The organism is Corallococcus sp. EGB, from assembly GCF_019968905.1.
Lineage (GTDB): Bacteria > Myxococcota > Myxococcia > Myxococcales > Myxococcaceae > Corallococcus.
Genome location: NZ_CP079946.1, coordinates 8,945,690 through 8,968,214 on the forward strand (window position 1 = coordinate 8,945,690; position 22,525 = coordinate 8,968,214).

Annotated in this window: 21 protein-coding genes; 5 read left to right on the forward strand and 16 right to left on the reverse strand. The window is 67.8% G+C overall.

Annotated features, from left to right (window positions below; translation table 11 throughout):
- Positions 1-3: 3 nt before the first annotated feature.
- The 6 genes from KYK13_RS36565 to lspA (KYK13_RS36590) all read right to left on the reverse strand — a co-directional run bounded on the left by KYK13_RS36565 (position 4) and on the right by lspA (KYK13_RS36590) (position 4,861).
- Positions 4-381: a hypothetical protein gene (locus KYK13_RS36565; RefSeq protein WP_223639534.1), complete on the reverse strand. Its 378-nt coding sequence runs from the start codon at positions 379-381 to the stop codon at positions 4-6.
- Positions 382-594: 213 nt separating this feature from the next.
- On the reverse strand, positions 595-1,110 hold the full coding sequence (locus tag KYK13_RS36570; RefSeq protein WP_223639536.1) for an HAD family hydrolase: 516 nt from the start codon (positions 1,108-1,110) through the stop codon (positions 595-597).
- 17 nt (positions 1,111-1,127) lie between these two features.
- A complete protein-coding gene (locus tag KYK13_RS36575) occupies positions 1,128-2,231 on the reverse strand; it encodes an MXAN_5187 C-terminal domain-containing protein (protein ID WP_223639538.1) in 1,104 nt (367 codons plus the stop codon).
- A 39-nt stretch (positions 2,232-2,270) separates the two neighbouring features.
- On the reverse strand, positions 2,271-3,572 hold the full coding sequence (locus KYK13_RS36580; RefSeq protein WP_223639540.1) for a prolipoprotein diacylglyceryl transferase: 1,302 nt from the start codon (positions 3,570-3,572) through the stop codon (positions 2,271-2,273).
- Between the two features lie 12 nt (positions 3,573-3,584).
- On the reverse strand, positions 3,585-4,199 hold the full coding sequence (lspA, locus tag KYK13_RS36585; RefSeq protein WP_223639542.1) for a signal peptidase II: 615 nt from the start codon (positions 4,197-4,199) through the stop codon (positions 3,585-3,587).
- A 32-nt stretch (positions 4,200-4,231) separates the two neighbouring features.
- The gene (gene lspA / locus KYK13_RS36590) at positions 4,232-4,861 is read right to left on the reverse strand and encodes a signal peptidase II (protein WP_223639543.1); all 630 of its coding nucleotides are present in this window, start codon (positions 4,859-4,861) and stop codon (positions 4,232-4,234) included.
- A 141-nt stretch (positions 4,862-5,002) separates the two neighbouring features.
- Between lspA (KYK13_RS36590) and KYK13_RS36595 the strand changes: the two genes are divergently transcribed.
- On the forward strand, positions 5,003-5,365 hold the full coding sequence (locus KYK13_RS36595; RefSeq protein ID WP_223639545.1) for a hypothetical protein: 363 nt from the start codon (positions 5,003-5,005) through the stop codon (positions 5,363-5,365).
- A gap of 67 nt (positions 5,366-5,432) precedes the next feature.
- Here KYK13_RS36595 and KYK13_RS36600 read toward each other — a convergent pair whose 3' ends face one another.
- Positions 5,433-6,650 carry an endonuclease/exonuclease/phosphatase family protein gene (locus tag KYK13_RS36600; protein ID WP_223639548.1) on the reverse strand — a complete coding sequence of 406 codons (1,218 nt, stop codon included), beginning with the start codon at positions 6,648-6,650 and terminating at the stop codon, positions 5,433-5,435.
- A gap of 241 nt (positions 6,651-6,891) precedes the next feature.
- Between KYK13_RS36600 and KYK13_RS36605 the strand changes: the two genes are divergently transcribed.
- Both KYK13_RS36605 and KYK13_RS36610 read left to right on the forward strand, forming a co-directional pair.
- The gene (locus KYK13_RS36605; protein ID WP_223639550.1) at positions 6,892-7,647 is read left to right on the forward strand and encodes a Mut7-C ubiquitin/RNAse domain-containing protein; all 756 of its coding nucleotides are present in this window, start codon (positions 6,892-6,894) and stop codon (positions 7,645-7,647) included.
- A 107-nt stretch (positions 7,648-7,754) separates the two neighbouring features.
- Entirely contained in the window at positions 7,755-10,136 is a 2,382-nt protein-coding gene (locus KYK13_RS36610) for a hypothetical protein (RefSeq protein ID WP_223639552.1), read from the forward strand.
- A 61-nt stretch (positions 10,137-10,197) separates the two neighbouring features.
- Here the strand turns inward: KYK13_RS36610 and ileS are convergent, their stop codons facing one another.
- The 8 genes from ileS to KYK13_RS36650 form a co-directional block, all read right to left on the reverse strand.
- Positions 10,198-13,098 (reverse strand): isoleucine--tRNA ligase, encoded by a 2,901-nt coding sequence (gene ileS / locus KYK13_RS36615; protein WP_223639554.1) that lies wholly within the window; start codon positions 13,096-13,098, stop codon positions 10,198-10,200.
- 53 nt (positions 13,099-13,151) lie between these two features.
- Positions 13,152-13,436, reverse strand: a complete 285-nt coding sequence (locus tag KYK13_RS36620) for a hypothetical protein (protein WP_223639556.1) — start codon at positions 13,434-13,436, stop codon at positions 13,152-13,154.
- 29 nt (positions 13,437-13,465) lie between these two features.
- Positions 13,466-14,155 (reverse strand): hypothetical protein, encoded by a 690-nt coding sequence (locus KYK13_RS36625; protein ID WP_223639558.1) that lies wholly within the window; start codon positions 14,153-14,155, stop codon positions 13,466-13,468.
- Positions 14,156-14,168: 13 nt separating this feature from the next.
- Positions 14,169-14,498 (reverse strand): hypothetical protein, encoded by a 330-nt coding sequence (locus tag KYK13_RS36630; protein ID WP_223639560.1) that lies wholly within the window; start codon positions 14,496-14,498, stop codon positions 14,169-14,171.
- A 2-nt stretch (positions 14,499-14,500) separates the two neighbouring features.
- Entirely contained in the window at positions 14,501-15,496 is a 996-nt protein-coding gene (locus KYK13_RS36635; RefSeq protein ID WP_223639562.1) for a TadE/TadG family type IV pilus assembly protein, read from the reverse strand.
- Positions 15,496-17,166, reverse strand: coding sequence for a pilus assembly protein TadG-related protein (locus KYK13_RS36640; protein WP_223639565.1), 1,671 nt, complete (start codon positions 17,164-17,166; stop codon positions 15,496-15,498). The genes KYK13_RS36635 and KYK13_RS36640 overlap by 1 nt, the downstream gene beginning before the upstream one ends.
- A 5-nt stretch (positions 17,167-17,171) precedes the next feature.
- A complete protein-coding gene (locus KYK13_RS36645) occupies positions 17,172-17,978 on the reverse strand; it encodes a TadE/TadG family type IV pilus assembly protein (RefSeq protein WP_223639568.1) in 807 nt (268 codons plus the stop codon).
- 167 nt (positions 17,979-18,145) lie between these two features.
- Positions 18,146-19,579, reverse strand: coding sequence for a sigma 54-interacting transcriptional regulator (locus KYK13_RS36650; protein WP_223639571.1), 1,434 nt, complete (start codon positions 19,577-19,579; stop codon positions 18,146-18,148).
- A gap of 77 nt (positions 19,580-19,656) precedes the next feature.
- Between KYK13_RS36650 and KYK13_RS36655 the strand changes: the two genes are divergently transcribed.
- Positions 19,657-20,676 carry a RimK family alpha-L-glutamate ligase gene (locus tag KYK13_RS36655; RefSeq protein ID WP_223639574.1) on the forward strand — a complete coding sequence of 340 codons (1,020 nt, stop codon included), beginning with the start codon at positions 19,657-19,659 and terminating at the stop codon, positions 20,674-20,676.
- Between the two features lie 196 nt (positions 20,677-20,872).
- On the forward strand, positions 20,873-21,544 hold the full coding sequence (locus KYK13_RS36660; RefSeq protein WP_223639577.1) for a DsbA family protein: 672 nt from the start codon (positions 20,873-20,875) through the stop codon (positions 21,542-21,544).
- Positions 21,545-21,606: 62 nt separating this feature from the next.
- Here KYK13_RS36660 and KYK13_RS36665 read toward each other — a convergent pair whose 3' ends face one another.
- Positions 21,607-22,503 (reverse strand): hypothetical protein, encoded by an 897-nt coding sequence (locus KYK13_RS36665; protein ID WP_223639581.1) that lies wholly within the window; start codon positions 22,501-22,503, stop codon positions 21,607-21,609.
- Positions 22,504-22,525 lie beyond the last annotated feature (22 nt).

Genomic DNA, 22,525 nt, shown 5'->3' on the forward strand with positions numbered 1-22,525 from the left:
ACGTCAGTTGCTGCGCTGCCGCGTGGGCACCTTGCCGGAGGTGAGCACGGCGGTGTCCACGGAGGCCATCGGGTTGCGCTGCTGCTTGAGCGTCCGCGACTTCTGGTTCTGCTTGTCCTCGTGCTTGAGGATGGCGGCCATGTGGGCGTCGGCCACCTTGCACTGGATGGCGCTCACCTCCTGGTGACGCCGTCCCAGCTCGTTCCACATCGCGAGCCGTCCCTGGCTGCCCAGGAGCCGGTCCTCGACCGCGTCCAGGGCCTGGTCCATCTGCTTGCCCTCGGCCTCCAGGGCCGCGAGCCGCGCTTCCGAATCATCCGGGGGCCGCCCACATCCGGTGGACACGGCGAGCCCCGCGACCCCCGCCAGTCCGAGCCACATCCGCCGCATCCCCACGTCGCCTCCCAGGTGTCTCGGGCCGCTTTCCGGCCATCAGGCAGCGCAAGGTAGGGACGGGCCTGGGGAGCGACAACCCGAACGCAGGATGGGGAGGTAGGCGTTTCCAGGAGCGAACGTTTGGGCATCTTTCCCATCCCACCGGTTTGACGGTGGTGCAGAAGAGGCCCCGCATCATCCAGCGACTGGAATGGGACGTCAGGGCGCGGAGCGCGCCCGGTGCTTCAGGATGAACTCGCACACCTCGCGCGCGGCGCCGAAGCCCGCGGCGCGTTGGGCCACGTAGTGCACCTGCGCGCGCACCTCGTCCGGCGCCTCCGGCACGGTGGCGGAGAAGCCCACCGCCTTGAGCAGCGGCAGGTCCACCACTTCGTCACCCATGTAGCCGCAGTGCTCCGCGGACACGTTGAGGATGCCGAGCAGCTTCTCGAAGTGCGCCACCTTGTCCTGACTGCCGAAGTGCACGTGGCGCAAGCCCAGCGACTGCATGCGCATCTGCGCGGAGAGGCTGTCGCCGCCGGAGATGGCGGCCACCTCGATGCCCACCTCCTGCAGGCGCTTGATGCCCATGCCGTCGCGCACGCTGTACATCTGCGTCCAGCCGGAGTTGGGCACCCAGAAGATGCGGCCGTCGGTGAGCGTGCCGTCGATGTCGAAGATCATCACCGACAGCCGCGCCACGCGCGCCTTGAGCGCCTCCAGGTCCTGGTTCATCCGTCCCCCTCCCGCGACTACTTGGGCACGGCCTTGAGCGAGGCCTTGCCGTCCTTGATGACGACCTTGAACTCCACGGCCTTCGCGTTGTGCTGCTTGAGCAGCTCCGGCACCTGCTTGCGCAGCGTGGCGGCCACGGACTCGTAGGACAGCTTGGACGTGTCCTCCTGGCAGCGGCGCTTCGCGGTGACGTACGCGTCGTACACCGCGCGCAGCTTGTCGTCGGACATGCCGCCGTTGGGCCCCGCCGCCGCGGGACGGGGCGCCGCCGCCGCGGGAGCCGTAGGACGCGCGGGCTGCGTCGCGGCCGGAGCCTTCGCGGCCATGCCCGGAGGCACCGCTGGCGTCACCGAGGGCAGCTTCGACGTCCCCACCGCCGGAGTCCCCTTCTGCGGCGTGCCTCCCACGGGCGCGATGGACGGCAGCCCGCTCACGGGAGAGACCGCCGGCACGCCCTGCTTCGGCGGCACCAGCCCCGCGGGCGTGCCCCGGGGCGCGCCCACCGGAGGAATCGTGACGGGGGCCACGGCCGGCTGCGCCGCCGCGGGCGCCACCGCCGGAGTCCCCCGGAAGGGCGTGCCACCCGACGTGGTCTGCTGCTCCGCGAGGTACTCCGAGGCGAGCTTCGGCTCGTTGATGGGGCGCCGGCCGGCGAGCTCTTCGATCTCCTCGAAGTCCATGTCGTCGATTTCTTCCGGCAGCTCCACCACGCCCTTCTGGCCCGCGCTGGCGCCGGGCTTCTTCTTCTCCGCGCGACGGCGGGCCTTGGCCAGGTCGCGGCGGTAGGTGCCGTCTTCAATCTCCTGGAGCGTGCGCGTCCACAGCCGCTCGTAGGTGAGGAACTTGTTGTGGAGGCTCTGCACGCGGAACTTCACCGCCGTGCTGCGGATGAAGGCCCCCTTGAGCTTCATCATCCGCTTCTTCAGGTCCTCATGCGCGCGGATGGGCGCCTGGCGCTCCATGCCCATGAAGTACTGCTCGTAGCTGTTGCGCAGCTCCGCGATCGCCGCCTCCATCTCCTCACATTCGTGAAGGGCGGCTTCGCTGGAGGAACTGGCGTCCTGCTGCGCGGGCCGGCCCCCATTCTTGGCGGCGGGCCGGGCGTTGTCGGGCGGCGGCATGTTCCGGGAGTGTCCCCAACCCGGGCGCGGCTCGCAACCTCAGGCCGCCGACGGTGTGGGCCCCAGGCCCGCGGACCCACCCGCCGGTCGGTGGCGGACCATCAGCAGCGCACCGAAGGTGAACATGCACAGGGAGATGAACTGGCTGGTGGACACGTTGTACCAGGCCTCCAGGGGCACCCCCCCGGCCAGCCCCTGGGCCCCCAGGGACTCCAGCAGGCCGTGCAGGGTGCCGCGCTCCACGTCACCCCGGAACAGCTCCACCGTCGTGCGCAGGACGGCGTAGGCCATCAGCCACAGGGCGAAGATGTGCCCGTGGAAGCGGCGGAAGCGGCGCGCGTACAGCAGCGCCACGAAGAGCACCAGCTGCCCCACCGACTCGAAGAGCTGCGTGGGGTACACCGGCAACGTGGTGCCGTGCTGGACCACCCAGTCGGAGATGCGCACCGCGCCCGGCGCCCACTCATGGAGCACCTGCCCGGTGGCCTCCACCACGAAGCGGCCGTCCCCGGCCTGCGAGCCGAACGCCAGGCTGGAAGCGCCCCCCAGCCGGCCGAACAGGTCCTGCGCCACTCCGGAGCCCGGGAAGGTGACGCCCAGGCGCGAGTGGCTCCCCGCCATGTCGCCCCAGCAGCATCCGGCGGAGAAGCACCCCAGACGTCCCAGGCACTGCCCCAGTGACACCGTCGGGATGCACACGTCCGCGAGCCGCAGGAAGTCCAGGTCGTGCTTGCGGGCGAACAGGAACGCCGCCAGCCCCGCGCCAATCAGGCCGCCGTAGAACACCAGCCCGCCGCCCAGGGAGAAGGCCTGCGTCCAGTCGCGCGCGTAGTCCTGCCAGTTCACCAGCACGAACAGCACGCGGCTGCCCACGAGCCCGCCCACCAGCACCCAGAAGGCCAGGTCCATCACCTGCTCGCGCTTCTTCGGGCCCTCGGTGTCCACCCATCCCCGGCCCGGCACGAGCGTCACGCGGCGCCACTCGTCCTGCGCCAGCCGGCCCGCCACCGCCACCGCGGTGGAGAAGCCCAGGGCCAGGAGCAGACCGTAGGTGTGCAGCGGGATGCCCTCACCATGGCCGCCGGGGAACGCATCCGCGGGCAGCGCGAACTTCAGGCCGAAGTACGCGAGGAAGCCGCCCACCGCGGCGAACCCCACCGCGCGCAACAGCTTGTCCTGGAATGTCGCGGGGCCCTCCCGGTCCGTCTTCGGGTCCACCGGCCCCGGCGCGCCCTTCCAGCCGTTGACGGCGACCGAGGCCACCACCGCCACCGCGGCGGCGTACAGCAAGAGCTGCATCCACAGGGTGGTGAAGGAGAGGCGCAGCAGGACGGGGAGCATGGGGACCCTCTTTCAGGAGGCCTGCGCGGGGGCGGAGGCCTTGGGCTTCTCCTTGCGCACGAAGGCGTCCACCACGAGCATGCCCACGCCGATGCAGATGGCCATGTCCGCGACGTTGAACGACGGCCACGCGGCCTTGTCGTACCAATGGGCCTCCAGGAAATCGATGACGAAGGCCCGCGCCACGCGGTCGATGTAGTTGCCCAGCGCGCCGCCCAGCACCAGCGGCAGGCCCCACAGCGCCCACACCTCCGCGGGGTCCGTGCCGGACAGCTTCCGGAAGTAGAAGACGATGAGCAGCACCGCGCCCAGGCTCACCAGGTGGAAGAGCGGGCCGCGCAGGTGGGGCGGCAGGTCGCGGAACAGGCCCCACGCCGCGCCCGGGTTCTCCGCGTAGCGGATGCGGAAGAAGTTCTCCAACACCTCCACATGCGTGCGCGGCTGGAAGTGCAGGCCCCGGAAGCCCGGGGCCTCCGCGGGCGAGTAGAACGCGCCCAGCCGCTCCGACAGCGTGGGGAGCCCGTCGAAGCGGGTGGTGAGGTCGCGCACGACCAGGTACTTCGTCCACTGGTCCAGCACGATGACGCCCAGCGTGAGGGCGAGGAGGATGGCGTATTTGCGCGGCACGGGGAGGGCTTATACCAGCCCACCCCCGCGCGTCACGGCTGAGGGCTGCTGCCCTGGGTGAGCGTCGGCGAGGCCACGGGCGCCGGCCGGCGCAGCGAGTCCAGCAGCATCAGCGCCACGCCCACGCAGATGGCCGCGTCCGCCACGTTGAACGTGGGCCAGCGCATGCCCGGCTGGTTGCGCCAGTGCCAGTCGATGAAGTCGATGACGTAGCCCCGGATGAGCCGGTCCACGAAGTTGCCCAGCGCGCCGCCGGTGATGAGCGCCAGCGCCACGCGCACCGCCTTCTGCGACGGCTCCGTGCGCCGGTACAGCACCAGGATGAACCCCAGCGCCGCCAGGCTCACCACGTGGAAGAACGCCTTGCGCGCGGTCTCCGGCAGGTTGGAGAACATGCCCCACGCCGCGCCCGGGTTCTCCACGTAGCGGAAGTGCCAGTAGTCCTCGATGAAGCGGTACGGCCGCGTGTTCTTGCGGAACACGCCCTCCTCCGGAGGGTCGTTGTCCAGGTTCCGCTCGCTCAGGAAGCCGGACACGCGAGCGAGGCCCTCGCGCCCATCCAGCGCTTCCGTCAGCCGGGACACGGCCAGGTACTTCGTCACCTGATCCGCCGCCAGCACGGCGAGGACCACCACGAGGAGGAGGCGCAAGGAGGCTTTCATGGGGTGCCCGAACCTCTATCGCGCCCCCGGGAGCCCTGACAACCCGGCCCCGGGCCGGGGCCCGCCCGTCCGCCTGCCCCCGCACTCCCCCAGGCCCCGCGTTTCGGGCATGGTGCGCGCATGGCGCCTGTTGAGCCCGACGTGAAGCCTTCCGCTCCCGACATTGCCCCACCCGAAACCACCAACCCGACCCCGGCGGCGAAGCCGACGTTGATGGCGCGCTTCAAGGCGCTGCTGGTGGACTACGGCCCGGTGGCCTTCGCCCTGTACTGGCTGAGCTTCGGCCTGTCGCTGGTGGGCTTCTGGGCGGCCATCCGCGCCGGCTTCAAGCCCGAGGGCGCCGGAGCACAGGCAGGCGCGTGGGGCGCCGCGTACCTGGCGACGCAGGTCATCAAGCCGCTGCGGTTGGGGGCGGTGTTCGTGCTGACGCCGCTGGTGGCGCGCATCCCCCCGGTGGCGCGCTTCCTGGAGCGCAACCGCCACAAGTGGAGCGACATCCTCTGAGGAGACGACACGGGCCGGACACCGGGGGACTCCCGATGACCGGCCCGCGTTGCAGCTGCGTGCCCGGCTAGAAGTTGGGCGTGACGAACGTCTTCACGACGCCCATGTGCTGCATGCTGGCGGCGCCGCTGTCGGAGCTGAGCGCCGGGGAGATGTCCGACAGGGGCGTGTAGACGCGGCTGTCGAGCACCAGGCCGTTGCTGAAGGTGCTGGTCCCGACGACGGTGGGCACCTGATACTTGCGCAGGTCGGAGTCCACGAGCACGTGGTCATAGGGCTTGGAGCGGGCGGAGTTGGTGCCGTCCTTGCCGTTCTTGTCCGCGGGGTACGGGCCCGCGGTGTCGACCACCTGCTTGAAGGTGGTCAAGCACGCCTCGGAGCGGGAGTCGGTGTTGAAGTCGCCGCCGATGGCCAGGTAGTCGCCTTCGGGGACCTTGCTCTTGATGTAGCCCACGAGCTGGGTGGCTTCCGCGGAGCGGTTGCCGGCGCTGGTGGTGAGCAGGTGGACGCTGACGGCCCAGAGGTCGCGCGGTCCGGGGATGTCGATGCGGGCCCAGGCGAAGTCGCGGTTGGAGACCTTGCTGTCCGTCCACTCGCCCGACTCGATGATGGGGTAGCGGCTGATGACGCCGTTGGGGATCTGCGCGCCGGTCTCGCGGTAGTAGTAGAAGCCCGGGCCGAAGGTCGTATCGACCATGGCGCGCATGTCCGCGGCGGAGTTCGACTTGTAGTTGAACTCCTGGATCATCACGACGTCGGGCTTCACGCCCTGCATCAGCCGGATGCCGTGGCCCGGGTCGTAGTTCTGGCCGTTGCCGCTGGTGAGGTTGGCGGCCATCAGGCGGATCTGCGTGTAGCCACCGTCGGAATCCGTCTCGCCAATCGAACCCGCGTCGCCGGAGCCACCGTCGGCCGGAGAGCCCGCGTCCACGGTGCCCGCGTCGTCCGTCGTGCCCGCATCGGTGCCCGCGTCCACGGACGAGCCCGCGTCCGTCTCGGTCCCGGCATCGGTGGAGGTGCCCGCGTCGTCCGCCGAGCCCGCATCCACCTCGGTGCCCGCATCATCGGGACCCGTGTCCACATCGGATCCGGCATCCTCGGAGGTGCCCGCGTCGTCCGTGGGATTCCCCGCGTCGACGGTGGTGCCCGCATCGGTGCGGGTCCCGGCATCAATCGTGGTCCCCGAGTCCGGAGGCGCGATGGGCTCGTTACCCTCACCGCAGGCGAGGGCCAGGAAGCCCAACGCCAGGAAGGGACGGAGGAACGGGGGGAACTTTGTTGCCATGCAGGGCCTGAATCCTTGCTTCCGAGGGTGTCGAGGGGGTGACCCATCGGCTTCGGCGCGCCGACTGGCGCGTGACTATAGAAGTTTGCAAGAAGGCTGTCCCCTGACGGCCCGTGAGGATTCCATCACTGCGTTTCGAGAATCCAAGAGGCGCACCGCGCCGTAACTGGGTAAGGCGGGGAATCAAAGAAAGACATCACGGGCTTCGGGTTACAACGCAGCAGGACGTGAGGAGTCCAGGATGTCATCACGGCAGTTGACGGTGCGCTTCCACGGCGCGCTGAACGATTTCGTCGCACCGGAGCGCCGGGGACACGCGTTCGCGCACGAGTTGCAGGGCAGCCCGTCCGTGAAGGACCTCATCGAGTCCCTGGGGCCACCGCACCCGGAAGTGGATGTGGTGTGCGTGAACGGTGAGCCGGTGGGCTTCGGGCATCGAGCGGAGGAAGGCACGCGCCTCGACGTGTATCCGGCGGCGGATCCCGCGGCACCGAAGGGGTCGCGGGTCGGACCGCCGCTCCCGGACATGCCGCGCTTCATCCTGGACGTGGGGCTGGGGCGGCTGTCGGGCTTCCTGCGGATGCTCGGCTTCGACACGCTCTGGCGCAACGACTCCGCGGACGACCAGCTGGCGCGCATATCCCACGATGAGTCGCGGGTGCTGCTCACCCGGGACCTGGGGGTGCTGAAGCGCTCGGAGGTGGTGTACGGCTACTTCCCGCGAGAGACCGACCCCGCGCACCAGTTGGTGGAGGTGGTGCGAAGGTATGGCCTGACGTCGCGCATGCGGCCCTTCTCCCGGTGCATCGCCTGCAACGCCCCGCTGTCCACCGCGACCCCGGAAGAAGTGCAGGGCCGCGTCCCGGAAGGCGTGACCCAACGCCATCGACATTTCCAACAGTGCCCCAACTGCCAGCGCGTCTTCTGGCCGGGGACGCACCATGAACGCATGCAGAACCTGGTGGAGACGCTGCGCAAGCTGGAACAGTCCGCCTGAAAAGAAGACGCCAGGAAGTATTTTAAAGGCAAAGCTCAGGGATTGGGCGGGGGAGCGTCTGGACACCTGCAATACCAGACCCCCAATTGGAGACCAACATCCTGAGCATGAAATTACACTCCCGCCATTATCTCATCATTGGACTTGCATTCCTTGCGGCCTGCACCGAGCCGACCTATCAACCTCCGACCAGCTCCTCAGAAAGCGCCAACATCGTCAAACAGCCTCTCGCCACGCCCAAGGAACGAATCCTTGGCGTGGCCAATTGGGCAGGGGTTTATAGGGTCACAACCCGTTCGAGCGGAGTCTGGAACCGTGACACTGGCAAGTTCACGTGGTCGGACAATCTGACCTACCGAGCCCCTATGCGGGTCACCATGGTCCCGTTCTTGAACATGGGTCTCGGCACTGTGGCTGAGGGCTTCTATTCGCTCAACTCAAGCTACACCAGCACCATCAAGGATCAGATCACGGAGGCAAACAAAGGTTCCTGTTCCAGAAACTCGTCGCCCATTTCGACGGACCGGGTGATCTTTCCCTCCGACACGACCTTCCAATTCCGAGCCTTCACCAGTCATTGGACGATGCTCGAATGCCCCGCCGTTGCGACACTCCTGGACCAGACCTATCCCTCATCAGTCTCGGGCCCGGTGTTCCCCTCGCTTCCTCCCAGCTTCTTTACATTTCCTCTGCCCACTGAGAATGAACCCCTCCACCTCAAGGCACGAATGCACTTCATCACCATTGGCGACACGGTGGTGCAAAGCGTTCCGCCCAATCCGGCGTGGGGCGAAATGCCAATCGAGTGGGAGATTGAATGGGACCTCTGGCCAGAGGAGACCGACGCGGAACTCATCCTCAGCGCGGAAGGCTATGAGAACTGGCTTCCCCTCGGCCCCACGGATATACCGCCCGTCAGTCTCAACCCAAGCCAACTTCCGGCCCCTGGAAACACCATCAAGATTACCGCCGCGATCATTCCACTGGTGCCAACGTTCACCGACAGCGCTGAGTCCATCGAATTCGAGGTCGACTCTTCGACCCTCAAGGGCATCAGCATGAACAAGCCTCTGGATGCCGAAGACACGAGCCCGCAGGACCTCCAGTTCGAGGAGGCGCCCAATACCGCGCTCAATCTTGAGTTCGTGGACAAGAATCGGGTCAAGACCCCCCAGGGCACATATACCCACGCGTTCGCCGAACTCTCCGCGTTCGATTTCGGAGCGTACGGGACCGTCAAGGCCATCGCGCATTTCCCCAGTGGAAAGGTGCTTCTTTCCAAGGTCGTGATGTCCGACGGCCAATCTCAGTTCAACGTGGACTCTCCCCTGAATATCCCCAAGCGGGATTCACAGTCCCAAATCGCGGATTCGTGGAAGCAGTCCAAGGGCGCGATGAATCTCGCGGACAACTCCGATCTCGACAAACTGCCCAACGGATTGGGGGATGAGCACGCTGGAGATGGCCTGACCCTTTTTGAGGAGTACCGGGGATTCCACCTGAAAGGCAATCACACGCGGACTTCTCCCAAGGAAGTCGACTACTTTCTCAACAACAACTACGGCTCTAGTGCGGATCCGGGAATCAATCTATTCCAGAACCTCACGGGCCTTAAGGTCCATAAACTGGATGCAGGCGAATTTGGCGGAGGCACTCCTCCTACACGCGTGCTCAACGTGAACAGCCAAGAAGGAACCCACATCGTCGACCAGCACATTGTCATCATGAACAGGAAGGCGCCCGACGCGACGGATACATTCTCCAAAACGATAGGAGGCCCTAGTACTCCGTGGAAGATCACAAGCATTGAGTTGCTGAACTCCATCAACCTGAGCGAACGTGCCTCTCACATTGCTCACGAGCTTGCGCATTCCGTCAACGTGCCCCACCACGGCGACTTGGGACTGATGAAAGTAAAATGGGCCAAAGACCCCGAAGATGGCAAGTACTACGAAGTGCCTCTGGAGGCGCCTGGCATGGTTCCAGTTCCGACCAAGCAGCGAATAGGCCTCATTCATGACGAGGAAACCAGAAGAACATGGACGCCGTCCGCGGACATTACTGAACTCATCCTTGCCGTGACTTGTCAGGGCTCAGAAAGCAACAGTTTCAGCGGAGAAGAGAACTGCATCATGCGTCGGCGAGCCAATGCAGTCATTCGCTCAAGCGAGCCCGGAACTCGATACTTCATCAATATTGATGAACCGATTGGATCTGCGCTCTGCGCTTCAACGGAAGGCAGTCTCTTCAACCGTCCCGTAGGCTGGGTTTACTCAAGCCCAGAGGTCACACCACCCCTGTTTCAGTCTTCTCGTCACGGTCAGGCCGAAAGTAGCAGGCAGCGCGGAGACTGTGCCCACAAGATATGCGTCAGTGATGCACACAAGCATCCCGCAGCATATGGGGATATCGGCGAACCCACCTGCAATCCGGTGCGTTCCCCTTCCTTCAGCTTGGTGGCGGAACCCCACCAGGAAGAATCACGGTAGACCTCACGAATTCACGCTCGAAACTGGCGCCCATCGCTTTCGGCGATGGGTGTTAGTTGTCTTACCGAGGCCCAAGTGCCTCACGGCACTTGAGACAGACATCGTCACCCTGCCCCACTGTTTCGGAATACACCCAGCAGCGGGGGCACTTGGTGCCCAGGGCCGGAAGTACTTCCACAGACAGCGACACACCGTCACCGAAGAACTGTGAAACATCCAGCGCCTTCGCTGACTCGGACGGGGCGTTCGCCAGCTCCACCTGGCTCACGATGAATAGCCCGGGCAGCTCCGCGAGGTGCGCCTCCAGCACCTCGCGCACCGCGCCCGTAGCGCTCAGCACCACGCGGGCCTCCAGCGACGCGCCGATGCGCTTGTCCCGCCGCGCCACCTCCAGCACGCCCTGCACCGCGCTGCGCACCGCGAACAGCTTCGCATAGCGCGCCTCCAGCTCCGGCGGCATCGAGGCCTGCGCCTCTGCGAAGCCCGCCAGGAACACGCTCTTCGCGCGCTCGCCCGGCAGGTGCTGCCACGCCTCCTCCGCCGTGAAGCTCATCACCGGCGCCAACAACGGCAGCAGCACCGTGAGCACCTCGTGCAGCACCGTCTGCGCACCGCGCCGCGCGGGCCCGTCCTGCTTCGCCGTGTAGAGCCGGTCCTTCAGGATGTCGAAGTACACGGCCGACAGGTCATTGGCGCAGAAGTCCACCACCGTCGCGTAGACGAGGTGGAACTCATAATCCTCGTAGGCTTGCCGCACGCGCGCGGCCACCTGCGCCAACCGCCCGCGCGCCCACTGATCCAGGGGCAACAGCTTGTCCCCAGGCACCGTGTCCTTCGCCGGATCGAAGTCGTGCAGGTTGCCCAGCGCGTACCGCAGCGTGTTGCGGATCTTCCGGTAGCCCTCCGACAGCCCCTTGAGGATGGCGTCCGACAGACGCACGTCGTTGCGGTAGTCGCTCGCCGCCACCCACAGCCGCAGCACCTCCGCGCCGTACTGCTGGATGACCTTGTCCGGAGCCACCGTGTTGCCCCGGCTCTTGGACATCTTCTCGCCCTGGCCATCCACCACGAAGCCGTGCGTCAGGCATGCCTTGTAGGGCGCCACGTCGCGCGTGCCCACCGACACCAGCAGCGAGGAATGGAACCAGCCCCGGTGCTGATCACTCCCCTCCAGGAACAGGTCCGCCGGCACTCGCTGCCGCTGCGCCAGCACCGCGGACGCCATGCACGCCGAGTCGAACCACACGTCCAGGATGTCCGTCTCGCGGTGGAACTCGCCCTTGCCGCAGCGAGGACACGTGAAGTCCGCGCCCAGGAAGTCCTTCACCGGCGTGCGGTACCACACGCCCGCGCCCTCCTTCTCCACCGCCGCCGCCACCCGCTCCATCACCTCCGGCGACACCACCGCGTCGTCGCACCCGTCGCAGTACGCGATGGGGATGGGCACGCCCCAGCTGCGCTGCCGGCTGATGCACCAGTCCGGACGCCCCTCCAGCATGCCTCGGATCCGCGACTGTCCCCACGACGGCACCCACTGCACCTTGTCCACCTGCTCCAGCACCACCTGCCGGAACGTCTGCGTGCCATGGAACGGCGCATCCATGGGGATGAACCACTGGTAGGTCGCCGCCTGGATGACCGGCTGGTGGCAGCGCCAGCAGTGCGGATAGCTGTGCGTGACCGTGTCTGATTTGTCATTGAGCAGCGCGCCCCGCTGCACCAGCAACTCCAACACCACCGGGTTCGCTTCGAACACCCGCCGCCCCGCGAGCCCCTCGCCCACCGTGTCGTCGTAGCGGCCGTCCGCGCGTACCGGGTTGTAGATGTCCAGGCCGTACTTCAGGCCGACCTCGTAGTCCTCCTGGCCATGCCCCGGCGCCGTGTGCACCAGCCCCGTGCCCGCGTCCAACGTGACGTGCTCGCCCAATAGCACGCGCCCCTGCCGCACCAGGAACGGGTGCTGATACGTCACGTGCTCCAGGTCCTCGCCCGTCGCGTACGCGAGGATGCGCGACGGATCCACCAGCGCCGGAGACGACACCTCGCCCGTGGGCAACTGCACGTGTTTCACCGCGAGCTCGTCTGACTTCACCTCCGCCAGCACCTTCGCCAGCAGGTCCTTCGCCACGCAGAGGACGCGGTCCTCCAGCCGGTAGAAGACGTATTCGAACGCCGGGTTCACCGCGATGGCCAGATTGGCCGGCAGCGTCCATGGCGTGGTGGTCCAGATGACGAAGGACACGCGCTGCCCCTTCAACTGCGGCAGCCGCTCCACCAACTCCGGCCCCGCGTCGAAGGCCACATACGCGGAGGGCGACGTGTGCTCCGCGTACTCCACCTCCGCCTCCGCGAGCGCGGTCTGGTCCTGGAGGCACCACGCCACGGGCTTCTTGCGCCGGTACAACATGCCACGGCGCGCGAACGCGGCCAGCTCGCGCACCTCCTGCGCCTCGTAGCTGAAGTCGAGCGTCCGGTAGGGCGCGTCCCACGTCCCGAAGACACCCAGCCGCTGGAACTCCGTGCGCTGGATGTCCACGAACTCCAGCGCGTACTCGCGGCAGCGCTCCAACAGCGCGTCGCGCGACAGCGTGCGCTTGTCCAGCTTCTGTTCCTTGAGGCGCTTCTCCACCGCCTGCTCGATGGGCAGACCGTGCGTGTCCCAACCAGGGATGAAGTCACACGGGCGCCCGGAGAGGTTCCGGAACTTCACCACGATGTCCTTCAGCACCTTGTTGAGCGCATGCCCGGCGTGCAGGTGGCCGTTGGCGTACGGCGGCCCGTCCGCCAGCACGAAGGGCTCACGGCCCTCGTTCTTCGCCAGCAATTGCCGCCACACGTCCTGCTCCCGCCACCAGGCGAGCAGGCGCGGTTCGAGCTGGCCCAGGTTCCCCTTCATGGGGAACTCCGTGCGCGGCAGGTGGACGGTGGCGTCGAGGTCCTTGCGGGAGGAGGCGTCGCTCATGGCTGGCTGCGCCCGTAACACCCTCCCGCCGGTCCTTCAATCCACGCGCGGACTCACTCGTCGCCGTGGTCGTGCGCGTGCGGCTGGGACGCGGACTTGCCCTTGCTCTTGGGGCACTTCTTGGCGCACTTCGCCTTCGCGGCCTGGAACACCTTCGTGCACTTCTGGTTGCACGCCATGTCCTTGGCGGGGCACTTCTGCGTACAGGCCTGGGTGGCGGGGGCGGCGTTGAGGGCGCACTTCTCGTCGCACGACTGCGCGAGCACCCGCGGCGCCACCAGCACCGCGCCCAGCGCCATCAGTCCCAGCCAGCCCCGCACCGCGATTCGCGTCGTCATGTCGGTCTCGTGTTCCTCTTCCCGCGGCGTCACTCGCCCGGGGTCAACCCATCGTCCGGCGCCGCCGCCCGGCGCACCAGCCGCACCGCCACCGGACCGTCCTTGGTGACCCCCAGGTTGAGCGCGACCTCCTCCGTGGAGGACTTGAACACGCGGGGTTGGATCTCCTTGTACCCCGCCTTGGTGAGCGCCTCACGGTAGAAGGCCTCCACGTCGGCGACCGTCTTGCCCGTCACCGAGTAGCTCACCGTGCGCGAGCCCTCCGTCTCCGCCGTCAGCACTCCAGCGCCGCCGGGAAAGACAGGCAGCCCGGCGGGCTTCGGAGCCTTCGCCTCGCCCAGGTTCGCCTGCCCCAGGAACACCGTGGTGGTGCCGTCCGGGTTCACCTGGAGGATGGCCGTGTAGGAGATGAAGTTGCGCGTATCGAGGCCGGTCACCATCGGCTCGCGCAGGAGCTGCGGCTGCCGGTACGCCTCCGGCACCATGAAGCCCCAGGACTCGAAGCGGTCCACCACACTCTGGAGGATGACCTGCGCCTTCTCCTTGCTGCGCACCGCGAGCAGCTTCACCGGCACGCCATTGGCGTCCACCTGCCCCGGCACGTCCACGACGCTGACGGTCTTTGGGATGTCCCAGGTGAAGTTGGCCCGCTGGGCCCAGGCAGGTGCCGAAAAGCCCATCACCAATGCCAGGGCCGCCCCACGAATCGCGCGCATCATCCGGCCCCTCCTCCTAACCGTGGTGGGACCGGGCGGCCTTCACGGACTTGCCCGACTTCGGGCCCGTGTCGCCCTCCGGCTTGGGGCAGCGGGCCTTGCACTGGTTGAACTGGGCCTGGAACTTCTTCGCGCAGCGCGCGGAGCAGGTGCGGCTGCTGTCCTTCGCCGACCCTGGGTCGCTGGGTGCCGGGCAGGCGGTGATGCACGCGTTGAGCGTGTCCCCGTTCTTCGTCGCGCAGTCCGTGTTGCACGAATTGCTGTCCGCGCGCGCGGGAGACGCGGCCAGGCACATGCCCAGCACCAACGCCAGCACTCCACCCGACAGCAGGCTTCGCTTCTTCATCTTCAGCAATCCTTTCCAAGGAAACAGCCATGACGGTCCAGGTAGCCCAGGCCGTAATGGGGCGTGGTGATGCCAATCAGCGCGCCAGGCGACGTGTTCCACAGGTTGCCCAGGGGCGCGGGCCTCATGAAGTACTGCATGAAGTTGCTCTCCTCACCCGCCGCGCTCATCCAGAAGGTGTTCTCCCGCTGCATCAAGACCAGGGGCGGCAGCGGGTTCATGAAGAGGGCATCCATCGCCAGGAAGCTGGCGTAGGTCGGGATGGGCAGCGTGGTGGGCTCGTAGACGAGCTTCGTGGACAGGTAGAAGGCAGCATTGGTGCAAGGCACTGCCATGTCCTGGAACAGCAGACAGGTGGTGGTCTCCTCCTCGCTCGCCAGGCCCCAGTCGTCCACAAGCATGGAGAAGCGGCCCCGGCAGGTGCCCCCCACCGCGCGGCCAATGCCACACACCTGGATGTTGGCGTGGACCGCATCCTGGTGCTGCTCGTTGTAGAGCCCGGTCTCCGAGCTCTGGTCCAGGAACCGGGTGGGGATGTTCCAGGAGCTCAGGTTCGCCTGGGACGTGCAGGACGCGCCGCCCTGGTCGCGATAGACCAGCCGAGTCAGGACAGGGCCATTCCAGCCCAGGTCCCCGTTGCCGCCACAGCTGACACGCAAGTCCGAGCCACGCGTGAAGACCTGGGTAATGGTGTCGCCGTGGTTGACGGACGACAAGCCGTTGAAGTCCGCGTAACGCGCTTGTGCGTCCTCGCCCCCCCGCACCATGGAGTCACGCGCGGGTCCGAAGTCAGACGTGAGCAGACTGTGCATCCGGCCGTGCGTACCGTTCCACAGCGCGGACACGGCGGCCTCCTGCACCTTCAGCGACAGGAAGCCCACCTCCGCGAAGTGGATGCCGAACACCAGGATGGTGACGAACAGTGTGACGCCGAGGGCCGCCTCCACGATGGACTGGCCCCGCGCCTGCCGGGAGTGACGAGAAAGATGGCGGTGCATCACTGGAACCCCCTGAAGCCCACGCGCTGCAGCTCGCGGATGGTCTGGGCGGAGGACGGCGAGCTGGCCCCCAGCGCGTTGATGGCGTCATTGATGCCCGTGTCGTCCGTGTCCACCGGCACCAGCGTGGCGCGCCAGTACGGGTTGAGCAGGTTGGGCGGCTCGCTCCAGTGGGACACGCCCAGGCTGCTTCCGCGATGGTAGTACGCGATGCCCGTGGACAGCGCGGTCTGGATGCCCAGCGGCGTAACGCCGTCCGCCATGGTGGCGCTGCGGTTGTCGAACTTGCCCGCGTTCGGGTCCGGGTTGCTCGCCTTGAAGCGGAAGCGGAACGCCAGGTTCCATGGGTCCTGCTCCATCGCGGACATGTTGCTGCGGTCGCGCTGGATGACCGCGAAGTTCTTCGGCTGCCCGTAGTTGTTGTCCGAGCCACCGGGCCACAGCTCCGTCAGGTTGTAGTCCATGAATGGCGGCCAGATGCCCGGACAGCTCGACGGACCGCCCAGGCACGGCGCCAGCATGTGCCGCGCGAAGGGCGCCGGGTCCGTGCCGCCAAACCACATATGCGTGGGCGTGGGCATGACGCCACCGGAGGCCGCGAACAGGGCAAGGGTCGGGACCGTGCCGCCCACCATCACCGGGCACGGCGGCCCACCGCCATGCGCGATGTGGTTGTAGATGAAGGCCACTTCCCCCTCGTCCTCGGCCGTGACGGCGGGCGCGTAGGGAGGAAAGAGCCCGTACTGGAGGATCGGCTTGCCGAAGTGGGCCGTGCCTGCGGCGAACGGGAGCGTGACGATGTCCGGTGGCATGATGACGAAGGCCAGGTTCGCCTCGTGCGCGACGTACTCCGGGAGCATGCGCGACGTGACGAAGGTGAAGCCGCGGCTGCCCATGGCCGCGTCCACGCTGTGGGCCACCGTCATCGGCAGCGGATCACAGACCGCGCCGCCACCCAAGCACACCGTGTTGTCCGACAGCTCCTTCTTGGAGATGTTGCCCGCGGGCGGCGCCAGCCACCCCGCGTCGTGCGGGTTCCGGCCTGGCAGCAGGTCTCTCAGGATGTCCTCGGCGAAGCCCTGGTTGTTCACCTTGTCCTTGAGGTCGCTGAAGTCCTTATACGAGGAGGCATACAGCGCGCCCGCCGCCAGCTGGTGCAGGCGCATCTGCAGGCCCACCATGGGGTCCAGGGACTGGAAGACGGCCTCCACGCGCAGGTCCTCGCGCTGCAGCTTCGTCATCAACCGGCCCAGGTCCGACACGCCGCGCGTGCCACACCGGCACATGCGGGCGCAGAAGCCGTTGTTCCAGGCGCAGGGACAGCCGGCGATGGCGAAGGCCTGGTACACGGGCACCCACGCCCCGTAGCCCGCCTTCGCCGCGTTCAATTCACCGCGGTAGAGGCTCGCCCAGTTCAAGAGGCTGGCCGCGCCGGCGTTCGCCACCATGTGGGCGATCTCCGCGCGGTTGGACACGGCGATGGTGTTGAACGTGCGCGCCGTGGCCACCGCGTTGGAGTACGCGGCCGCGTCCGCCACCGTCTGCACCTCGATGCGCTCGCGAACCTTCATGGTGAAGGACAGCGTGAGGGCCACCATCAGCAGGAGCAACAGCATGCTGAGGACGAACAACACCAGGGTCTGACCGCGCTGGGGGGAGGAGCGCTTCATGGCTTTCACCGGGGGCAGTTCATGCTCGCGAAGTACTTCGCCTTCACGGGCGTCATCATTCGCATGGTGAACGTGGTGATGATGGGGAAGACGTACTGCCGGGCGTTCACGCGGTCCGCCAGCTCCGCCGCCAGCTCGCCGTCCAGCACGTGCGAAGGCGTCACGTCCGTGCCGTTCCAGTTGGCGTTGCGCTCGGCGACGAGCAGCGGGTTCGCGTCCGTGTAGGGCCGCAGGCCGAAGTGCGCCAGGAACATGCGCGACATCACCCAGTTGGCGAACGGGATGCGCAGCGGGTACCAGAACACCAGCTGCACCTCCAGCCGCCGCAGGTGCCCCGGCCGGTCGAAGTCGCTGTCCTCCGGGCTGTCCACGCCGCCGCCCGCCAGGTCGCGCAAAATCCACACGATGCTGCGGTTGTGCACGCCGTCCAGGCCCGGGCCCGGGCCGCCGGTGCCCGCGTAGCGGTTGTTCATCCGCGCCGCGAACGCGTCCGCCAACAACCGGGGCGCGTCCGAACCCGTGCCGCGCCCCAGGGGTCCGTTGAGCGAGCCCGTCCCCTGCCCCATGAACGAGTGGAAGGTCGGAATCAGCGCCAGGATGGCCGCGTGGGTCATCCGCTCGCAGTCCCCGTGCGCCACGCTGCCCGCGCGCGTCGCCCGGAAGGCCGCGTAGTGCGTCATCACCCGCGCCTGCATCATCAGGAAGAGCTGCAGCGCCCCCAGAATCAGGAACGTCACCAGGGGCAGCGACAACGCCGCCTCCACCAGCGCCTGGCCGGATTCGCCTGATTCACGGGGGGATCGTGGGCTCATACAGGGGGCCATCCTGCGGGACGGGGGAACCTCGCAGTATCCGTCAAGTGACCGCCGACACGCCGCGTCGCGGTCCAAAGGGGACCCGGAGTGTCTCAGAGGACGGGCCCCGTGGAAACTTCCCGGGGATGTGTCACCCGCAGTAAAAACCATGCAACGGCGATGTTTCAGCGCGGTTTCAGGCCCTTGGCGTCCAGCTGATACTTCTTCACCAGCCGCTCGATGGACTTGCGGTGCAGGCCGCTCTCCCGGGCGGCGCGGGACAGGTTGCCCTCGCAGCGGGTGAGGACGCTGGTGACGTACTCGCGCTCGAAGTTCTCCAGGAGCTGCTCCTTGGCGTCCTTGAAGGCCAGGTGCTCGTTGAAGGGCAGCGGGCCCTCGCGGGCCTGGCCCCGGATGCGCGGGGGCAGGTGGGCCGGCAATATCTCCTCGCCCTCGGAGAAGGTCAGCACGTGGGAGAGGACGTTCATCAGCTCGCGCACGTTGCCGGGCCAGGCGTAGGCCATGAGCAGCCCCAGGGCCTCCGCGGAGAAGCGCTTGCGGCCGTGCTTCTCCACCACCTCCGGCTCCGCCAGCGCCTGCTTGAGGATGAGCGGGATGTCGTCCCGGCGCTGGCGCAGGGGCGGCAGCTGGATGTGGATGACGGACAGGCGGAAGTAGAGGTCCTCGCGGAAGTTGCCCGCGGCGATCTCCTTCACCAGGTCGCGGTGGGTGGCGGCGATGACGCGGCAGTCCACCTCGATGACGTCGTTGCCGCCCACGCGGCGCACCTCGCGGTTCTCCAGCACGCGCAGGAGCTTGGGCTGCAGGTCCAGGCGCAATTCGCCCAGCTCGTCCAGGAAGATGGTGCCCCCTTGCGCGCGCTCGAAGGCGCCGGGGCGGCTGGACGTGGCGCCGGTGAAGGCGCCCTTCTCGTGGCCAAACAGCTCGCTCTCGATGAGGTTGGGCGGGATGGCGCCGCAGTCCAGCACCACCATGGGGCCCTTCTTGCGGCCGGACAGCTCATGGATGGCGCTGGAGACCAGCTCCTTCCCCGTGCCCGTCTCCCCCTGGATGATGACGGAGACGTCCATGGGCGCGATGCGTTTGATCAGCCCGAACACCTGCCGCATCTTCACGCTCTGGCCCACCATGCCGCACAGCTCGCCCTCGCGGTCGGGCTCCACCGCCACCTCTTCGTCCAGGGGCGCGAAGGTGATGACGGAGGACCCGGCGCGGATCTGCGAGCCCGGGGACAGGTAGGCCCGTTCAATCCGCCGGCCGTCCAGGAAGGTGCCGTTGGTGGAGTTCAGGTCCACCAGCAGGTGGCCGCGCTCGGTGTACTGGACCTCGAAGTGGTGACGGCTGGCGGTGCGGTCCTCCACCAGCACCAGGTCGTTGCCCGGGTGGGCCCCGCAGCGCAGCCGCTCCTTGTCGCTGACCATGGAGCGCCCGGTGTCCGGCCCTGACGTCACCACGAGCCGGCACTTGTGCAGCTTCACGGTGGCGCGCGGATCCACCACCAGTGTCTCCCCCAGGAGGGGGGACTGGGACGACAGTTCAAGGCCGACGTCTCCGGGGTTGGTGTGGATGTCGTCGGGATGCGGGTTGGGGGCGGTCATCAGTGAACGCGAGGATAGCAAAGGGTGCCCACGGGCCGTGCCTCCACGCCCGCGCGTGCTAGTGTCGCGCGCCCCGCATGCCCCCCCGAAAATCCCAGCCGAAGAAGGCGCCCGTCCCGCCTGGCGCGCAGGCACCCGAGCGCGGTGACGCACCGCGACCCAAGCGGCCCCGCGCGAAGAAGACCGTGGCCATCCTGTCCCGCAAGCGCTCGCTGTATTCGACGCGCCGGCTGGTGGAGGCCGTCAAGGCGCGGGGCCACCGGGCGCTCGTCTTCGACACGCTGCGCTGCTGCCTGCTGCTGGCCCAAGGCCAGCCGCGCATGACCTACCGCGGCGCGGAGGTGAAGGGCGTGGACGTGGTGATTCCGCGCATCGGCGCGTCCATCACCGCGTACGGCCTGGCGGTGGTGAACCACTTCGAGATGATGGACGTGCCGGTGCTCAACCCGCCCACGGCCATCGCGCGCAGCCGCGACAAGCTGCGCGCGCTCCAGTTCCTCGCCCGCGCGGGCCTGGACATGCCCCGCACGGTGATGGCCCACGACCGCGGCAACGTGCGCAAGCTGGTGCAGGAGGTGGGCGGCCTGCCGGTCATCATCAAGCTGATCAAGGGCACCCAGGGTGTGGGCGTGATGATCGCCCACACCTTGCCGGAGGTGCAGACCATCCTCGACACCTTCTGGGACCTGGGCCAGGAGATCGTCCTCCAGGAGTTCGTCGCGGAGAGCGAGGGCCGCGACGTGCGCGCGCTGGTGGTGGGCGACACGGTGGTGGGCGCCATGCGCCGCAAGGCGAAGAAGGGCGAGTTCCGCTCCAACATCCACCGCGGCGGCGAGGGCCGCGCCATCACCCTGCCCCCCGACTACATGGAGGCCGCGGTGAAGGCGGCGCGCATCATCGGCCTGGAGGTCGCGGGCGTGGACATGCTGGAGGGCCGCGAAGGCCCACGCCTGATGGAGATCAACTCCAGCCCCGGCTTCGAGGGCCTGGAGGGCGCCACCGGCAAGGACATCGCGGGCCACATCGTGGAGCACGCGTTGGTGTACGCGGGGACCCGGGCCAGCGCGTTGCGCACGCGGGCGGGCCGCGCGTCCTGAAGCGAAGTGTCGCGTCGTGAGCAGGCGCGCGAGCACGACCTGCGTGCCTGCCCGCCTGCTCCATGGCGTGCGTGCGGGGCCTCACGGTGCGCACGGCGCCTTGGATGCTCCTCAGGAATACGGGAATGCATCCCGGCGCGGATTGTCAGGGGGTGTTGGCAGCGGCGGGGATGCGCCTCTAATCTGGCGACCCCCGATGAAAACGCTGCACAAGCCGCTGCAGATCACCGTCTACCAGGATGTGCTTTGCGCCTGGTGCTACCTCGCCGACCAACGGTTGGAGGTGCTTCGCCAGGAGTTTGGCGAAGCCGTCCGCTGGAGCGTGCGTCCCTATCCCCTGCGTCTTCACGACGTGCTGCCCACGGAGCGCGAAGTGCGCGGGCTGGTGGAAGAGGTGAAGCGCGCGCAGCGCGAGCCCGACCCCACCGCGTCGCTGCTCTCCACGGACCTGTGGCTGGGCGGTGATCCGCCGCGCTCCAGCGTACCGGCGCTGGCGGCGCTGGAGGCGGCGCGGTTGCAGGGTCCGCAGGCGCGGGCCTTCCTCGCGCGGGCCATGCAGCGGGCCGCGCTGGAGCAGGGCGTCAACGTGTCGCGCTCGGACGTGGTGTTCGAGCTGGCGTCGCGCGTGGGCCTGTCCATGAACCAGTTCTCCGCGGCCTTCCGTTCCGAGGAGACGCGCCGGCTCATCTACGACGAGCACCGGCTGGCCGGCAGCCGCGGCGTGCGCGGCGTGCCCACGCTCGTGCTGGGCGGCCGGTGGATGCTGTGCGGCCTGCGCGAGCTGTCCGAGTACCGCGAGCACATCCTCGCGTGCCTGGGCAAGGTCGCCGTGCCCCGCTCGGGGTCCTCCGAGCGGCTGGTGCACTGAGGTCCCCCCGCGCGCCTTCGCTTTGGATCCGCGAAGGCGCGCACTCCCGACCTCCCGAGTCGTCAGCCCCGGGAGGACTCCGAGGCATCCGCCCAGGGCGAGCGCACGGTCAGGTACATCCCCGCGATGAGCATCTGGGCCAGCGCCATGCCAGGGATGAAGCCAACGCAGCACAGGACAAGCCCCAGCAGCATGACGGCTCCCGTCATGAAGCCCACGCCCAGCATGGACAGCCGCTGCCCCCGCGCCGCTCCCCAGCAGCGGCGCAGCACCTCGACGGGTGAGGGCGGCGTGTCGTTGAAGGCGAGCTCCGGCTGGACCAGGTACAGCGGCAGCAGCAGGTACGTGAGGGGCCCCACCAACACCAGGAACGCCAGCCCCAGCACGCCCAGGAAGGGCGCCACCGCGTCCCGGATTGCCTGCGGCGAGGCGCCCGCGCCCGGGATGTCGCTCACCGACAGGCCCAGGACCGCGGCCACGAGGATGCCCAGGAGGGCCAGGACGAGCACCACCCCGAAGGAGATGGCGAAGAGCAGGAGCATCGTCAGCGCGTAGGGCACCGCCTTGTTCATCTGGCTGAAGAGGCGCGCCAGGTCCGCTCGGCCTCCCTCCAGCACGTCGAAGCACACGCGCAGGAAGCCCAGTTGCATCAGGCCCTGCACCAGCTGCTGCGCCACGAGCCCCACGACGGCCAGCACCGCGGTGAGGACGACGCTGTCCAGCGAGCCTCCAATGGTCGTGGCCAGGTTGACGAGCATCTGTGCGCCGAAGGACACGCCCAGGGAGATCAACGTCGCGACGGACAGCATGACCCACTCGCGCTGGAACGCCACCGAGCACACGTCCCACAGCTTGCCGACGGACCACTTCTCCCGCCGCAGCGGGAACGTGTCCCCGAAGCGCTCCCGGCACGTGGGGCAGTGCTCCAACGCGCCGGACTCGCCGCAGGCGCCGCACATGAAGTTTCCGCAACGCGCGCAG

Excerpts from the sequence above, each read along its gene's own strand:
- KYK13_RS36625 (WP_223639558.1), bottom strand. The coding sequence starts at position 14,155 with ATGATGCGCGCGATTCGTGGGGCGGCCCTGGCATTGGTGATGGGCTTT.
- KYK13_RS36630 (WP_223639560.1), bottom strand. The coding sequence starts at position 14,498 with ATGAAGAAGCGAAGCCTGCTGTCGGGTGGAGTGCTGGCGTTGGTGCTG.
- KYK13_RS36570 (WP_223639536.1), bottom strand. The coding sequence starts at position 1,110 with ATGAACCAGGACCTGGAGGCGCTCAAGGCGCGCGTGGCGCGGCTGTCG.
- KYK13_RS36620 (WP_223639556.1), bottom strand. The coding sequence starts at position 13,436 with ATGACGACGCGAATCGCGGTGCGGGGCTGGCTGGGACTGATGGCGCTG.
- KYK13_RS36565 (WP_223639534.1), bottom strand. The coding sequence starts at position 381 with ATGTGGCTCGGACTGGCGGGGGTCGCGGGGCTCGCCGTGTCCACCGGA.
- KYK13_RS36650 (WP_223639571.1), bottom strand. The coding sequence starts at position 19,579 with ATGACCGCCCCCAACCCGCATCCCGACGACATCCACACCAACCCCGGA.
- KYK13_RS36605 (WP_223639550.1), top strand. The coding sequence starts at position 6,892 with ATGTCATCACGGCAGTTGACGGTGCGCTTCCACGGCGCGCTGAACGAT.
- KYK13_RS36575 (WP_223639538.1), bottom strand. The coding sequence starts at position 2,231 with ATGCCGCCGCCCGACAACGCCCGGCCCGCCGCCAAGAATGGGGGCCGG.
- KYK13_RS36600 (WP_223639548.1), bottom strand. The coding sequence starts at position 6,650 with ATGGCAACAAAGTTCCCCCCGTTCCTCCGTCCCTTCCTGGCGTTGGGC.
- lspA (WP_223639543.1), bottom strand. The coding sequence starts at position 4,861 with ATGAAAGCCTCCTTGCGCCTCCTCCTCGTGGTGGTCCTCGCCGTGCTG.
- KYK13_RS36665 (WP_223639581.1), bottom strand. The coding sequence starts at position 22,503 with ATGTGCGGCGCCTGCGGCGAGTCCGGCGCGTTGGAGCACTGCCCCACG.
- KYK13_RS36655 (WP_223639574.1), top strand. The coding sequence starts at position 19,657 with ATGCCCCCCCGAAAATCCCAGCCGAAGAAGGCGCCCGTCCCGCCTGGC.
- KYK13_RS36640 (WP_223639565.1), bottom strand. The coding sequence starts at position 17,166 with ATGAAGCGCTCCTCCCCCCAGCGCGGTCAGACCCTGGTGTTGTTCGTC.
- KYK13_RS36645 (WP_223639568.1), bottom strand. The coding sequence starts at position 17,978 with ATGAGCCCACGATCCCCCCGTGAATCAGGCGAATCCGGCCAGGCGCTG.
- KYK13_RS36610 (WP_223639552.1), top strand. The coding sequence starts at position 7,755 with ATGAAATTACACTCCCGCCATTATCTCATCATTGGACTTGCATTCCTT.
- KYK13_RS36635 (WP_223639562.1), bottom strand. The coding sequence starts at position 15,496 with ATGCACCGCCATCTTTCTCGTCACTCCCGGCAGGCGCGGGGCCAGTCC.
- ileS (WP_223639554.1), bottom strand. The coding sequence starts at position 13,098 with ATGAGCGACGCCTCCTCCCGCAAGGACCTCGACGCCACCGTCCACCTG.
- KYK13_RS36660 (WP_223639577.1), top strand. The coding sequence starts at position 20,873 with ATGAAAACGCTGCACAAGCCGCTGCAGATCACCGTCTACCAGGATGTG.
- KYK13_RS36580 (WP_223639540.1), bottom strand. The coding sequence starts at position 3,572 with ATGCTCCCCGTCCTGCTGCGCCTCTCCTTCACCACCCTGTGGATGCAG.